Origin of the sequence: Bifidobacterium asteroides, from assembly GCF_003202695.1 — a bacterium.
GTDB lineage: Bacteria > Actinomycetota > Actinomycetes > Actinomycetales > Bifidobacteriaceae > Bombiscardovia > Bombiscardovia asteroides_G.
The window spans coordinates 162,792-178,077 of sequence record NZ_QGLL01000001.1; the positions used below are offsets into that span (position 1 = coordinate 162,792).

The window sequence follows — 15,286 nt, forward strand, 5'->3', positions numbered from 1 at the left end:
CTATTCCGAGGGAAAGTTCATGCGGAAGACTGTGGATTGGACGGTCGACACGGCCTTGCAGACTCACGACGGCGTGTATGCAGTGCAGCAAAAGCTACAGAGCGATACCACCATGGTAAAAGCCCAGGCCAAAGTCGAGTCCGATCCGATACGTCCTTCGAATCCCTATCCGCCATGGATAAGCCTGTTGGACCGGCGCGGCAGGAGCTGGGAATGCCCACGGCGGTCAAGGCCGACCTGGCATCGGGGAAACAGGCGGATTCACCCTGGCTGGCTGGGATGATGGTCCCTCCAACGACACGGAGAACAGCGCCCCCAGCGCCTATCACTTTCTCGTCGGGGTCAGCCTGCCTATGGGTGTCAGCAATCCCTCGAATCTGAAACCCATTCAGGAGATTCGTACCTATCCCAGGTCCGAATCGGTCGAGCTGAAGATGCAGCGACCCGAGGTAATTCAGGACAGGAATACGCAAATTTCCTCCAGGGTCCTCACTGCAGCTCCCTTCCCGGTTCCGGATGACTGGAGCAAGGAGATCAGCTGGACCGTTGACCAAGGAGTTTCAAGGCGACCGTTATGGCTGAAACTCCCCATTGTCGACCAGAGCGGGCAGATCCGGACCGATCAGGACATGCCCCTTGGGACGTACAGGATCACAGCATCCAGCTTCCGGATTGCGGCAGTTGCCGCAACTGTTGAGATTCATGTGGCGTCCCCGGCTGATACTGCTTCTCTGACGCAGAAGACGAATCAGGCTAAGGCCGTCAAGCCTTCTGCGGGCTACCAGTTCACGGTTGCCAGCTCAACTGCATTGAGGGACTGCGCTTGCCAATGCGGAACGGGGCATCGGCGATCCTGATGCTCTGCAGACCGAAGCTGACCAGGCTTTTGGCCAACCTGGGCGCAGGTCTTCTGGAGCTGCGAGAGGAGCCTTTGGCCGCGGATGGCGGTGTAGGCCATACCTCTGGCGCACCCATCAGCCTTGTCGTCCAGGTCATGGTCGGAAGGAGTCAGCCAATTCTTCATCGGACACCGGGAATACGGTCCTCAGCGCAACCGGCGCTTCAGTCCGTCCTGCCATTCTGATCACCCTGGCTTTGCTTATGGCCGGCGCAGCGATCGCTGTTGCGGTTGTCCTGAGGCGTAGACACAACACTGATGAGCGCGAATCGTAGGGGTGCGACGATAGGATTGCATCAATTGGATTTCTAAGGAAAAACATGAAATATATGAATATTGGGGTCTCGGGCGTAAAAGCCTCTCGCGTAGCCCTGGGAGCCATGCGGATTAATGTCAAGTCGCCCGAAGAGGCCGCCGAGATTGTGCAGACGGCCCTGAAGGCGGGCATCGATTATTTCGATACGGCCGATTGCTATCACAACGGCGAGAGCAGCAGGGTGCTAGGTCGGGCCCTGAAGGATCTCGGCGTTGACAGGTCCAGTATCGGCATCCAGACCAAGGTCGGCATCTTCCGTGATCTGGACAGCGATGAAATCACGAGGTATGACTTCTCTGCCAAGCACCTGATTGCGGCTGTTGATCAGGAGCTGGAGAACCTCCAGACGGATTACGTCGATTACGTGCTCCTGCATAGGCCGGATACCTTGGTCGAGTTGGACCAGCTGGCGGAGGCCTTCAACACAATGCAGACCGCGGGGAAGGTTCGCCACTTCGGTGTCAGCAACGTCAATCCCATGCAGGTCGAGCTCCTCCAGAGCGGAGTCAGTCAGAGACTAGACGTCAACCAGATTCAGTTCGGGCTGGGGCATACCGGCATGATCCAGCAGGAATTCCATGTCAATATGATTGACGGGCCCAGCCTGGACCATGATGGGGGGCTGATCTCCTTCTCCCGGCTGAAACAGATGACCATCCAGGCATGGAGTCCCTTCCAGACGGGGTTCTTCGAGGGGGTCTTCATTGACAACCCCAAGTTCCCGGAGCTGAATGACTGCCTGGAGAAGGTGGCCAGGAAGTACGGTGTCAGCAAGAGCGCCATCGCTGTGGCTTGGATTCTTCGTCATCCTGCCGGCATGCAGGTTCTGCTGGGGTCCATGACGCCCTCCCGTATTACCGAGATGGCTGCCGGAGCCGACGTGGAACTGACCGCCCAGGAGTGGTACGATCTCTACCTGTCTGCCGGGAACGACCTCCCTTAAGGCGATTCCAGCAGGTCAAGAGGTTCAGCATCAAGGTATTCCATGCATTATTTCACTCCCAAACGATGTGCCAGCACCTCGAAAATCATGTATCACGACAAGGCGAAAGCATTGCGGGCTGCTGATCAAAGTCTGATGGAGCGGGGTGCCCGGCTCTGGGTGTACCGCTGCCAGTATTGCGGTGCCTGGCACCTGACCAGCCATGAGCCGGGTTCATATGCCCGGGTGCCCTTCAACCAGCAGTTGAAACCGCACTCGCGGAAGAAGGGGTATAAGCCCAGGCATATGAAATGAGGAAGCTTCCGACCGCGATGATGCTGGCCGGTCATCGACTCATATCGAAGCCCTGTGCCTGGATGGATGGGAGCATGGGTTCATGGCCGTCTTTGGGACTGCAGGACTTGTCGGCGATGATCTGACTAAAGGACTTGCGCGGGGCGTCCATGTGGCGTAGATCCCGGTAGTAGAGTCTGACCGTTTCGTCAAAGTCCTTGAGGGCCTGATTCGCCTCACCGGGCCTGTCGGACTGGCCATAGGAGTTGATGAATATCTGCGCGGGTCGGGGCATGCGGGGCTTCATGAACGGATTCTGGTCGGGATGGCCAATGGCCAGGCCCAACACCGGGTAGACCAGGCGGGGCAGGTCAAGCAGATTGATCAGTCCTTCTACGTCGTTGACGACGCTGCCCAGTATGACGGCCCCCAGGCCCAGTGAGTCGGCGGCCGTCTCCATGGCATGCAGGGCGAGCACGGCGTCATTCTGGGATTGCAGGAAGGCATACCCTGTATTGAGTATGAACGAGTCAGCATCGATATCGACGCCTTCTTGTCGGGCCAGGTCAGCATTGCGGCGCTGGTCTGCGAGGAAGATATAGAGAAGGGGTGCCTGGGACACGTAACCTTGATGCGCCATGTCGGCGATGGCCCGTGCCTTGTCGGAATCGGTGATGCGGATGGCGGACCATTCATTGAAGTACCGGCTAGTGGCGGCATGTTGGGCCGTCTCCTCCAGAATGGCAACCGTGTCAGGGTCTATTGCCTCATTGGTAAAGGCGCGGATAGTCCGGCGGTTAAGCAGCGTGCTGATGGTCTGGTTGGAGACGGTGCTCTCGGATTCGGCGGATTGACCGCCCTTCCCGGCTTCACCGGGGGATTGAATTGCAATAGTCATGGTGTCATTGTGACCATTGTAGGCAGGTGGACACAAGAACTGAGAAGATAATCTTGCTCTGAGAATAGTGACATAAATCCAATTGAGCGCAAGTATTCCTAGTGGCTCTGCTCTGATTGGAGGACGATGCGCCCAATCGCGGGAGCCGCCCGTGCACCTGCTTTCGTATGTGTTTGGCGGGCAGATTTGCGGCAGCCTGGTTAGCGCTGCCTACTTATGGCGTCTGTCGATCAGGGCCTGTGACCCGCGTTCAATCAGACCAGAAGCAAGCGTTGTCACAGCTGCAGAAAGCACTGCAAAGAGCAGCCCCGCCGTTGCGCTCTCTTGATCGCTCTCTTCGGTGTCCATGCCACCATTGCGCTTGCGTACCAGGCTGCCCCAGAACGCTTGGAAGAGCTTGCCGGCCACCAGCCCTGCGATGCTGGGGAGCGCGAACTTCAACGCCTTGTCCATAAGAGTCTCAGGATCAGATTCGACTGAAGAACGCATTTGACTCACCTTTTCATCTATTCGACTGAATGCGCTGACCAATTGGTCGGCCTGATTGCCCAGTTCCTGTTTTGCCATGTCCATATGGCCATTATTCCACGGTCCCCAGCCCTAATGCCGCTCACTCGTGCATGATAAAATCATGGCCATGGTACTTGCAGCGTTTGCATCAGGCAAGGATGCCTCTGACAATGGATATGCCGTACTTCTACGTCACGGGCAGACCGCGTGGAGCGAAACGGGTCAGTACACCGGCAGGACGAATCTTCCTCTGACTGCTGAGGGCAGGAACCAGGCAAAGGCAGCAGGCGAGCGTTTGGCAAGTGCTTTTCCAGAGGGATTCGATCCCGAATTTATTTTTTCCAGTCCCCTTCAGAGAGCCCAGGAAACGGCTCATTTGGCTGGATTTAATCAGCTTACTGATATGCCTGAGATCATGGAGTGGGATTATGGCCGCGCTGAAGGGCGCCGACCGGCGCAGGTAAGTACAGCAATGAGGAGGGGTTGGCGTCTTTGGGCCGACGGCCCCCAGGCCTTGCGCCGCTGCCCGGTCCAGGACTGGGAGACTGAACTGCCCTCTGGCGAGCATATCAAGGTCCATGTCACAGAGGGGGAAACCCTCAATCAAGTGGCCCGTCGCGCACGTAAGGTTGTTGATCAGATCGAGCCGGTTGTCCGTGCTGGCGGGCACGTTCTTCTAGTTGCCCATGCGCATGTTTTGCGCATTCTGGTTACCCAGTGGCTGGATCTGGATCCGAACAAGGCTCAGCTTTTGCGTATGGATACAGCTCACTATGGTGTTCTAAGCATCTACCAGAATCAACGTGTTCTCAAGCAATGGAATGTTTGAATCAGCATGTTCAGGAGTCGCTGACCGCCATGTGGATTGCTCTCTTGCGCTTGAACTGATATAGCTCCCCACCTCTTGAGATGCTGTGTTATGTATTGATCGCAGGCGATGTTGCTTGAATCATAAGCAGTTTGGTCATGCACGAAGTCCATTATTATTCAGCGCTTGCTGTTCAAACGCGAATACCGGCTGCATGTTCATAGAGTCCCTTGTTTCTTGCATTTGCAAACGTTCTACTATAATTTCTATTTTGCCTTTTGTGAGAAGGATATTTTCTCTGTAATAAGCGATTTTATAAAATGCCATCGTTTGCTTTTTTGGCATTTTCATGCATAATGAAATTGATGAAGCGAAAAGGCAGCAGGCAGGTTCAGACACCTGTTTGGCTGCTCCCAAAAGAAAGGCCTGATATGTAGGTGGTCGGATTCAAAGGTTATGGGATTCTGGCGGATGTGTATGTTCGTTGAAACATGCTGATCTAGACTGTCGGTTTTTCGTATCTAGATGACAATATCAGTATCGAAGAAGCATTGAAAATTGTGTGCACGGAAGTTCATGCGACTTTTAATTCTTGCCAATCGCCCTGCGCGGATCTGTGAAGATATATTCCTTAGCAGCTCTGACCTGTTGACTTCGGTCAGCAGTATTTGGACGATTTAGAGAAACTGATTCATATCTCAATGAGGAGTATGGCTAAGAATGATTTCAATGGCCGGGAAAGCAGTCAAGAGATGGTGGGCGCTATTTGCCTTGCCTACTTTTATCGCTTTCATCATAGGTTTTATAGTTCCATTCCTGATGGGCGTGTATTTAAGCTTTACCAGATTCAGCACCGTAACCGATTCTCAGTGGGTTGGCCTGAGGAACTATGCAGCAGTCTTCAGCGACCCTGACTTTATTCATGCACTTTGGTATACGGTGCTTTTTACCATTGTCACAACGGTTGTTGTTAATGTCGCTTCTTTCGCGATTGCCTATATGCTGACGCGCGGCATTAAAGGATCCAACCTATTCAGATCCGTCTTTTTCATGCCTAATCTTATTGGCGGCATTGTTCTGGGCTATATTTGGCTGCTCCTGCTTAATGGAGTTCTGCAGACGTGGGGCAAGTCGATCACTTTCTCTGGAACATATGGATTCTGGGGGATGGTTCTTCTCGTTTGCTGGCAGCAAATCGGCTATATGATGATCATCTACATCGCTGGCATACAGACCCTGCCTGGCGATTTAATCGAGGCGGCAGCTGTTGATGGCGCCAACAGATGGCAGACCCTTTCCAAGGTCATTATCCCGTTGATGATGCCTTCTATTACCGTTTGCACTTTTTTGACGGTTACCAACGGGTTCAAGATGTTCGATCAGAATCTGGCACTGACCAATGGCGCCCCGTCCAATAGTTCTGAGCTGCTTGCATTGAATATTTACAGAACCTTCTATGGCCGTGCGGGCTTTGAAGGCATCGGGCAGGCAAAGGCAGTGGTCTTCTTCTTGATCGTGGCAGTCATTGCATTGGTGCAAAACAAGATCACGACCAGCCGGGAGGTAGAGGCATGAAAGCGCAGAACAAACATAACTGGCTATGGACCCTCCTGTTTGCCGCCATCTCCTTGGTTTGGATTTTCCCCATTGTTCTGGTATTCATCAATTCCTTTAAGCAAAAAGCCTATATCTCCAGAAATGCTTTCTCCATACCCAAGGGCAGAGCTTTTGTCGGCTTGGAGAATTATCGCACAGGAATCGAGCAGACCAATTTGTTCGTAAGCTTCGGCTGGACCATTGTGGTCACTGTGGGCGCTGTCTTATTGATTCTTGTTTGTACCTCAATGTGTGCCTGGTGGATCGTCCGAGTGAACAACTGGGCTGCTAAAACCTTATATACGCTGTTTCTGCTGAACATGATCGTGCCGTTCCAAATGGTGATGTTCACACTCTCCAAACTGGCTGACATGCTCGGGTTCAATACGCCTTGGGGATTGTGGTTCATCTATTTGGGTTTTGGAGCGGGGTTAGCTGTCTTCATGTTTACGGGAGTGGTAAAAGGGATTCCCAAGGAGCTTGAAGAGTCAGCCATGATTGATGGGGCCAGCGTTCCGCGGATCTTCTTCAGTATCGTTGTCCCTATAATGAGACCATCCATAATTTCGGTTGCCATCCTTGAGGCAATGTGGATTTGGAACGACTTCCTGCTTCCGTATCTGACTCTTGATATAAGCAAATACAAAACGATGAGTATTGCCATCCAATACCTCAGAGGCGGCTATGGCAGTGTAGACATGGGCGCCATGATGGCCTGTCTGGTCTTGGCTATCATCCCAATCCTTCTCTTCTATCTGCTCTGTCAGAAGTACATCATCAAGGGTGTTTTAGCTGGTGCGGTAAAGGGCTGACCTGTCAGAAAGCCAGCCCTTGCTTCCCCCCGTTGTATCTGCAGGCTCGGCGTGGTCGCAGTCCTCTGATCGTCAGAAGCGTATCGCGCAGGCCTTCACATTCCTGAATGGCTGCTGAAGCTGTCATGAAAACCAAGTCGTAATAGCGACTGAAAAAGAAAGATAGGAAAGAACAATGCAAAAAGTTCGGCAAATCATCATCACTGCCGTCGCTGCATCGTTGTGCGTAGGCATGACGACCGCCTGCGGCTCTGGCAGCGGATCATCCGATAAAAATGCAGACGGCAAGGTCTATTACCTCAATAAGAAACCGGAACATGCCAAGTACTGGGAGAAACTTGCCAAGCAGTTCCAGAAGGAGACAGGGATCGAGACAAAAATCACGACGAGTCCCAATTACGATGAGACGCTTCGATCAGAGATTGCCAAGAGTGATGCACCGACCATGTTTCAGGTGGATGGTCCGCCGAATCTTGAGCAGTGGAAAAAGTACGGCACCGATCTTTCCGACACCAAGGGGTACAAGGAGCTTACTGACAGCAAGTTGGCTCTGAAGGCTGATGACAAGCCGGTGGCGCTTCCCTTTGCCATTGATGCATACGGGCTGATCTACAACAAGTCAATTCTGAACAAGTACTTCAAGTCATCGTGGGCAAGCGTGAAGTCTGTGTCCAAACTCAACAATTTCGAAGCGTTGAAGACCGTTGCCGATGAAGTACAGAAGCATAAGGATGACCTCGGCATCAAGGGAGCCTTCACTTCAGCAGGCATGGACGATACATCGGGGTACCGATTTAATTATCATCTGCCCAGTGGCCCTCTTTTCTACGAATACAAGGACAACAACTGGGATATGAACACGACCGTTCCCGCTGTGAAAGGCACCTACGCACCGAACATGAAGAAGATCTGGGATCTGTATATTCATGATTCGACCGTTCCCGTGTCGGCCATTTCGGGTAAATCCATGTCAGACGCCACTTCTGAGTTTGCTCTTGGAGAGGCGTTGTTCCTCCAGAGCGGCACCTGGTCATATACCGACATCTCCGGCCAGAGCGTCGAGGATTCAGATATCGGTGTTTTGCCTATCTATCTCGATGTGAAAGGAGAAGAGGAGCAGGGTCTGAATACTGTCACCAGCAATTATTGGGTTGTGAATTCCAAGGCTCCAAAAGCCAACCAGAAAGCAACCAAGAAATTCATTGATTGGTTGATTACCTCTGATGCTGCCAGGACTTCCATTTCTCAGGACATGGGCTTCCTTACGCCGTTCAAGACGTTCTCTGACAAGAAGTACGCTCCCAAGAATCCGATCTATACCGAATATACGAAGCTGAAAAAGGAAGGAAAGTACGACGTGTACGGCGTCTGTGCAGTGACGCCCTCCCACCAATGGCAGAAGGATCTGGGAAACGCAATGCTAAATTATGCACAAGGAACGGGTGACTGGGATGCCGTTCAAAAAGTGTTCAGCGACGATTGGGCCAAGGAATATAACCTGGTCTACAAGCAGTAAGGCCTGAATGACGGTGTCTCGCAGAGCCTACCGGGCTGCGTGGCACCGCTGAGCCTGTCTATCCGCCTCTAGTGCTTCTTCAGCGGTGTGAGAACAGCTGTGGGTTATTGCCCGTCTGCTTGCCCAGTTCCGCTAGTGCATGGTTGAAGCCGGACAGGGGAGGATGTAAAAATGGTGCCTGCCCAATTTTATTGGGCAGGCACCATTCGTTTGTATGGGTTGGGTTTACGATTGCTGAGCCCGAGTCAACACCTCGGTAAGGGCGCTAAGCACGGCTTGCGGTATCAGCGGGCTGGCTCCGGTTTCTTGGTCGCGCCCCGAGATCTTGTCTACTTCGCCTACCGACATGAGCGAAGCCAGGGAACCGTCTTTTTCGGCTTTGATGATGCAATAGGCTTCCTCTAAGGTGGTATAAGCGATTTGAGCATCACGCAGTACGGCGAATGACTCGCTCACTACCGATTTGGAAGCCACGATGACGGGCCTGTCCTTGGAGGGAAGAATGCATATGGTTGATGCTGCGGGAATCTTCTTCACAGAGATGGACAGCGTCTCGGTTGTCTCGTCGTAGTCGATTGCAGCTGCGCGATCATTGCCGTCAACCGTCACCCTGCATGTGCCTTTAGCGACGCCCCTGAACCTGATGGTCCAGTTACGTTCGGCCGGCAATGCCGCAAGATTCCCTTGGGCGCCTGCTATGCTCAGCTCTGTCAATTCACCGTCTTCATCCGACCATGACGAAGTAATTGACGTAGACGCGACATCGGATGCTTGCGGATTTTCGCATCCGGAGTCTTCAAGCATGGTGAAGTGGTTGCTGGCGCCTGGGAAGACCAGGATATCCAGATCAGCCGGATTGTCGGTGTCGTTGATGCTGCCGTCATCCGTCTGCAGCTTTTGCATGGGGACGATCGCTCCCGCTTTGGCAAAGACCGGCATGCGATCCAGTCCGCGCCAGACCTGCATGTATCGGCCTTGTGCCGACCCGGCCTCATACTTCGCGCCATCAAAGAAATCGAACCATGTTCCTTGGGGGAACCAGACATCAGTGTGGGCCTTCTGTACATCATGGCTCTGTGGCTCAGTGATGGGCGAGACCAAGAGTTCGCTGCCGAACATATACTGATTCTTGACCTTGTAAGCGGCTGAGGCTTCTGGATTATCCCAATACATCGGCTCCGCGATGGGCAGCCCCTCGATGGCGGCTCTCCAGTTCATGGTGTACAGATAAGGAATTAGACGGTGCCTAAGCCGCAGTGCCCGTATCATCGATTGCATGATTTCAGGGTGATAATTCCAAGGCTCCTTGCTGTTGAAACTCGAATCTGTCGAATGAAGCCGGTTGATGGGGCTGAAAACCCCCAGCTGATACCAGCGAGCTTCGAGTTCCTCATCACGGTAGCCGAACATGTGCCCGCCTATATCGTGGCTCCACCACCCATATCCGATGTTGCTGGCCGTTGCAGTGAAGTATGGCTGGAAGTTGAGCGATTTCCACGAAATGACCGTATCGCCAGAGAAGCCGATAGGATATCTGTGTGAACCGGGTCCCGCATATCTTGAGAAGGTCAGAGCTCGGGTTCCTCTGCGCGAGGAGTCAAGGTAATGCAGATAATTGAGAATCCATAAGGGATCCAGACCTTTTTGCCTCGTTACCCCACCCTGTTGCCAATCCAGCCACCAGAAATCGACGCCCTCATCTTCGAGGTCATGATGCAAATCAAGATAGGCGTGAACAAAGTCGGGATCGGTCAGGTCGAAATCGATGGTCTTCTCGTTTTTGGGGTCCAGCCCCATCGACTTGGCGGCCTTGGCGTAGCCCTGCTCGAAAGGCCGGATGCCATCTCGTGGGTGTACGTTCAAGGTTGTTCGAATGTTTCGTTTATGGAGCTCTTTCAGGAAACCGGCATGGTCGGGGAAGAGCTCCTGATTCCATGTGTACCCGGTCCAACCGGATCCGTACTTGGAATCAATATCCGTCAGGTGCCAGTCCATGTCGAGCACTCCGACTGCAAACGGGATGCCCTCGGCGTTAAATCGATCCATAAGTTCGAGATATTCATCCGCCGAGTATGGATAATATCTGCTCCACCAATTGCCTAGAGCGAAACGCGGGATTAGAGGCGTTGGGCCGCATAGCCGGTAGAAATCCTGGACAGCCTGCTTGTATTGATGTCCGTATCCGAATACGTACAGGTCGACATTGGCGTTGGACCTTGGGCGGATTGTGCCAAATGGACTCGTTGAGGATTCCGACGATTGCGTACGGGGGATGACTTCATTGCTCCTGGAATCATCGAGTATGGCCCACCCGTCGAAGGAGACGACTCCTGGATCGAGCGGTGCCTCGCCATTGACTCCATCAAGGGTTCGTCTGGTACCAAGTAGGTTGCCTTCCTGAGCGTCCTGATAATGCCAGGTGTTGTTGTGCGTGATAGGAACGTTTTTGACGGTTACGCTCAGCCCCTCCTTGCTGAAAGGCTTTTTGTCGTATACCAGATGCATCGTGGCGGTATCCACAATCAGTCTGTCGCCTTCGACGGTGGAAGTGTAATGAGGCTTGGCATCCCAATTGCGGTTCACGACTATTTGGGTCATCTCATCTTCGAAGTTACCGGAATCAGACCATTCAAGTCGCAGTAGGGAATCAGTGATGATACCTATCCGCCAATGCTGTCCGGTGATAGTCGAATCGGGATCCATCAGGGGATGGAAGGACGAACGACGTGACATGCAATGCTCCTTTGCTCAGCAGGTTGTATATATCTGTCATCTCTCAGCATACTATGCAAACATATTCATAGCATAGTAAGGCTTTAATTAGGCATAATTGGTAGATATAATGCTAACGTTTGCTATATAAGTCGTCTTCTCACTGACAAGAATGGGCGTCAATTGTCATGAACGCTTTTTGCAGACTGTTGTGGTCTCGCGAAGCAAGAGGCGGACAGGCGGTTTTTCGTACGGTTCTTCCAACGGATCGCCTTCGATTAGCGCCATCGTCTTTTTGGCTGCAGACTGTCCGTTGATGAAAGGGTCTTGGTGCAGTGTCGATAGGCCGATCTCGTCAGCGTAAAGACTGTCATCAAAACCAAGTATGGAAAAATCGTCGGGGACCTTGATGCCATATTGTCTTAAACGAAAGAGCACAGGTATGGCAGCTCGGTCGCTTTCGAAGAAAGCCGCTGTGCATGACCTGGCATCAGAAGTAAGACGACCCAGAATAGTGCTGGTCAGATCCTGCCCAGGGTCGACCTCAAGCACGTAGGGGCTGATTGATTCGCTACTGGATCTGCAGGATTCAAGAAAAGCTTTTTTCCTGGCTTCAGAGCTGAAGTGCAGGTTCTTCGACTCGTTAAGCACAGTCACGTAGGCGATGTGACGATGACCGAGGGATATAAGATGCTCTACACCTGATTTTACCGCTTCGGCATCATCAATGGAAACAGTGGCGTTGAACCCCTGCTCATGCGGCGTATTGATGCCGATGACAGGAACATTCATCTCGCTTAGCTTGGCCACTTCTTCTCTGACGATGTTGAATGAGCAGACGATAACGGCATCGACGTTGCGCCGCATGGGAAGCTCCTCGAAAAAAACCTTGCGGGATTCGCCGTTGGAGATCCGGTAAATAGATATGTCATAGCCGGCGGTGTGGAACACGGAATCCAGTCCAGCAAGAATTTGCGAATTGAACCACTCGGTTGTCGGGTCGTTGGTAAGCACGGCGATTCTCAGGGATTGACCTGATTTCAGGGCTGTTGCGGATCGTGATATGCGAAAATTCAAGGTGCGGGCAGCTTGCATGACTTTGGCCTTGGTGCTCTTGGCAACCAGATCAGGTCTTGCAAACGTTCTAGAAACAGTTGATACGGAGACCCCTGCTGCATCTGCCACATTCTGTATTTTGACAGTCATATCGTGCCTCATTTTGTGTGCCTGAAAATACTGATACAAGTAAATGTTAGTTCACGATCTGTGCAACAGAGCAACGATTTATGGAAAGGAGTCGCTTGCCGTACTGCTGTCAGTGCGTCCGACGGATTGATGTTGCAGCACACTGGGCTGTAGTATGAAAACGTTGCATATCTTGCGGCATTAAGCATGACCAGGCAAGGAGTGGGATGGAGTTCCTGTCACCTGATTCAAAATTGATGCGAGGCCTGTCCGATCTGGTCGATGCCATCTGGATCAATGTCCTGATGCTGATAACCTCTATTCCGATAATCACCATTGGAGCAGCCCTGACTGCGGCTCAGCTTGCTTCACGACGCTCGCTGCAAGGCCAGGGAAAGGTCACGGTCAACTACTTCAGAGCGTTCAAGGAGAATTTTCTTCAGTCCACCCTTTTATGGCTCGTTTTCGGCCCGCTTCTGGCGATCCTGGTTGCTTCTTGGATATTTCTGCAGATCACGCCTCTGCTCATTCCCAAATTCGGGTTAAGCATCGTCTGGATTGTCGCTTTTGATTGGGTCTGGCCCTTGCAGGCCAAGTTCGCTAATTCTGTGGGGCGTACCTTGTTCAATTCCTTGGTTTTCGGGTTTGCCTATCTAGGCGAGACCATAGCCATGATGCTGATTGATGTTGTTTATTTCGGTCTCGTGGCGGCTTCCTGGCTCTTCATGCCCCAAGGCTTGATCCTGCTCCTGATTCTGGGGTTTGGCCTCATCACAATGCTTCATGTTCCTCTTACCGAGAAGGTGCTCGTCAAGTATGAACAGGCGTAGCTGGCTGAGGTGCTTCAGCCCAGCCAGAGCGTGTATGGAGAACAGCGAAACCGATATGAGGTTTGAAAAATAAAGGCGATTTTCGAAGCGAAGCGCCGCCATCCAGATGAATCTCGGTCAATTGGCAGCGGCGCATCTTTCAGTTTAAGGGTCTCCCTTAGGCTTTGACGAGCCAGATGCTGGTATCTGTTGGAATTTTACCTTCGACCAGAGGCTCCGAGGTGAGGATGACACGGCCTTCAGGGACGTCCACCGGTTGCAGTGAGAAGTTGGTTATGCACACCAGATGAGCGGGCTTGCCGTCAAGAAGCGCCGAGCGCGTATAAGTCAGCACACCTTGGTTTTGATCAATAGATTCTATGGTCTGGCTGCCCGTAGCTGTCAGAAGCTGAGCTCTCAGTCTGATTGCCGTGCGGTACAGATTGAGCATTGAGCTCTTATCGCGGCATTCGACATCAACTGCGAATTTCTTGAACCATAGGGGTTGGGGAAGATGGGGATCATCGGCAATGGTGCCGTCAGCCTTGGTTTTAGGAGAAAAGCCGAACGAGGCGCCCTGCCCGAAGTTTTCGTTCCATTCAGCTGGTTCCGGCGTATCCTCCGCATTCCAAGGCAAGGGAACCCTGCATCCGTCTCGCCCTTTTTCAGTGAATTCCCGACTTGATCTGAAGGCGGTCGGATCTTCCAATCGTTCCCATGGAATATCAGCGACTTCAAAGAGGCCAAGCTCCTCTCCCTGATAAATGTAGAGGGATCCTGGCAGAGCCGCCTCCATAAGGAAGCCTGCACGTGCGCGTCGATTGCCGACAGCGCGGTTTTCCTTATAAGTCTGACCGTTTCGGAGCAGCCAGTCCTTTCCCAGTTGCTGAGTATCGAGGTCCTCCGCCTGGGGAAGCGCATACCGTGTGGCGGAACGGATAATGTCATGGTTGTTCATGACCCATGTAGTCGTGGATCCGGATTCCTTGGCCTCTTCCAGACCCCCCTTGATTGCCGCTGAAAACGCTTGGCAATTCCAGTCGGCCTTGGCGAATTCAAAGTTGAAGACCTGTCCCAGTTCATCCTCAGAGGCATAAAGGTGCTGGTGCTCCGGCACTACCCATGCTTCTCCTACGGCGAAGCGATGAGGATTGTACTCATTGAAGACCTGCCGCCATTCCTTGTATATGTCATGCACCTCAGGCCTGTCCCAGAGCGGATGCTCGTAATTGTGGCTGGCTGATTGCTGCTGCACCGGCCAGGCGTCGAGTTCGGACAGAGGCTTACTGTCAAGATCCTTGGCCAGTCCATGCGCAACATCGATACGGAACCCGTCGGCGCCATGGTCGGACCAGAAGCGGAAGATGTTTTTGAACTCCTCGTGAACATCGCGGTTCTTCCAATTGAGATCCGGCTGCTCCTTGGCGAAGATGTGCAGATACCATTGCCCGTCTTCAACCTGTTCCCAGGCGGGGCCGCCAAAAAGAGACATCCAGTTATTGGGAGGGAGTTCCCCTTTTTCGCCTCGTCCCTTGCGGAATATGTATCGATCACGCTCGGCCGATCCGGGGCGGGCTTTCAGCGCCTGTTGGAACCACTTATGCTTGTTGGAAGTATGGTTCGGCACGATATCCACCATGATCTTGAGGCCAGCCTGGTGGGCCGCTTCAACCATGGCATCGAAATCCTCCATGGTGCCTAGCCTCGGATCGACGTTTTCATAATCAATGACGTCATAGCCGCCATCGGCCAGATCTGACGGGTAGAAAGGCGAGAGCCAGATGGCATCGATGCCCAGCCCCTGCAGGTAGCTCATTTTTTCGGTCACGCCGCTGAGGTTTCCGATTCCGTCTCCGTCAACGTCTTTGAAGCTGCGAGGGTAAACCTGGTACACAACCGCCTGCTTCCACCAGTCATCGCTCAAGTTATTGGTTGTCATAAGGGGCATCCTTTCTGAATATATTCACCAACCCAGTCGGCAATTGACTAATATTGATAACGATAGCAAAC

At 52.7% G+C, this 15,286-nt stretch carries 13 protein-coding genes; 7 read left to right on the forward strand and 6 right to left on the reverse strand.

Annotated features, from left to right (window positions below):
- Positions 1-1,218 precede the first annotated feature (1,218 nt).
- Together DKK75_RS00580 and DKK75_RS00585 are read left to right on the forward strand one after the other, a co-directional pair.
- Entirely contained in the window at positions 1,219-2,157 is a 939-nt protein-coding gene (locus tag DKK75_RS00580) for an aldo/keto reductase (protein WP_110451532.1), read from the forward strand.
- Positions 2,158-2,199: 42 nt separating this feature from the next.
- Entirely contained in the window at positions 2,200-2,451 is a 252-nt protein-coding gene (locus DKK75_RS00585; protein ID WP_110451533.1) for a hypothetical protein, read from the forward strand.
- Between the two features lie 31 nt (positions 2,452-2,482).
- Here the strand turns inward: DKK75_RS00585 and DKK75_RS00590 are convergent, their stop codons facing one another.
- On the reverse strand, positions 2,483-3,328 hold the full coding sequence (locus tag DKK75_RS00590) for a nitroreductase family protein (protein WP_110451534.1): 846 nt from the start codon (positions 3,326-3,328) through the stop codon (positions 2,483-2,485).
- Positions 3,329-3,538: 210 nt separating this feature from the next.
- Entirely contained in the window at positions 3,539-3,895 is a 357-nt protein-coding gene (locus tag DKK75_RS00595; protein ID WP_181414378.1) for a DUF4235 domain-containing protein, read from the reverse strand.
- Between the two features lie 70 nt (positions 3,896-3,965).
- Here DKK75_RS00595 and DKK75_RS00600 point away from each other — a divergent pair, with 70 nt between their 5' ends.
- Positions 3,966-4,667 carry a histidine phosphatase family protein gene (locus DKK75_RS00600; RefSeq protein WP_110451769.1) on the forward strand — a complete coding sequence of 234 codons (702 nt, stop codon included), beginning with the start codon at positions 3,966-3,968 and terminating at the stop codon, positions 4,665-4,667.
- A gap of 135 nt (positions 4,668-4,802) precedes the next feature.
- Here the strand turns inward: DKK75_RS00600 and DKK75_RS00605 are convergent, their stop codons facing one another.
- On the reverse strand, positions 4,803-5,045 hold the full coding sequence (locus tag DKK75_RS00605; RefSeq protein ID WP_146208591.1) for a hypothetical protein: 243 nt from the start codon (positions 5,043-5,045) through the stop codon (positions 4,803-4,805).
- 321 nt (positions 5,046-5,366) lie between these two features.
- On the opposite strand from DKK75_RS00605, the gene DKK75_RS00610 reads away from it, so the two are divergent.
- The 3 genes from DKK75_RS00610 (at position 5,367) to DKK75_RS00620 (ending at position 8,570) form a co-directional block, all read left to right on the forward strand.
- Positions 5,367-6,221 carry a carbohydrate ABC transporter permease gene (locus tag DKK75_RS00610; RefSeq protein ID WP_110451537.1) on the forward strand — a complete coding sequence of 285 codons (855 nt, stop codon included), beginning with the start codon at positions 5,367-5,369 and terminating at the stop codon, positions 6,219-6,221.
- Positions 6,218-7,054 (forward strand): carbohydrate ABC transporter permease, encoded by an 837-nt coding sequence (locus DKK75_RS00615; protein WP_110451538.1) that lies wholly within the window; start codon positions 6,218-6,220, stop codon positions 7,052-7,054. The genes DKK75_RS00610 and DKK75_RS00615 overlap by 4 nt, the downstream gene beginning before the upstream one ends.
- Before the next feature lie 175 nt (positions 7,055-7,229).
- A complete protein-coding gene (locus DKK75_RS00620) occupies positions 7,230-8,570 on the forward strand; it encodes an ABC transporter substrate-binding protein (RefSeq protein WP_110451539.1) in 1,341 nt (446 codons plus the stop codon).
- Between the two features lie 225 nt (positions 8,571-8,795).
- Here the strand turns inward: DKK75_RS00620 and DKK75_RS00625 are convergent, their stop codons facing one another.
- Positions 8,796-11,303, reverse strand: a complete 2,508-nt coding sequence (locus tag DKK75_RS00625) for a glycoside hydrolase family 31 protein (protein WP_110451540.1) — start codon at positions 11,301-11,303, stop codon at positions 8,796-8,798.
- A gap of 165 nt (positions 11,304-11,468) precedes the next feature.
- Positions 11,469-12,467, reverse strand: coding sequence for a LacI family DNA-binding transcriptional regulator (locus DKK75_RS00630; RefSeq protein WP_258333092.1), 999 nt, complete (start codon positions 12,465-12,467; stop codon positions 11,469-11,471).
- Between the two features lie 227 nt (positions 12,468-12,694).
- Here DKK75_RS00630 and DKK75_RS00635 point away from each other — a divergent pair, with 227 nt between their 5' ends.
- A complete protein-coding gene (locus DKK75_RS00635; protein ID WP_110451542.1) occupies positions 12,695-13,297 on the forward strand; it encodes a YesL family protein in 603 nt (200 codons plus the stop codon).
- A gap of 157 nt (positions 13,298-13,454) precedes the next feature.
- On the opposite strand, the gene DKK75_RS00640 is transcribed toward DKK75_RS00635, so the two are convergent.
- Complete coding sequence (locus tag DKK75_RS00640) at positions 13,455-15,215, reverse strand: glycoside hydrolase family 13 protein (RefSeq protein ID WP_110451543.1); 1,761 nt, start codon at positions 15,213-15,215, stop codon at positions 13,455-13,457.
- Between the last annotated feature and the right edge of the window lie 71 nt (positions 15,216-15,286).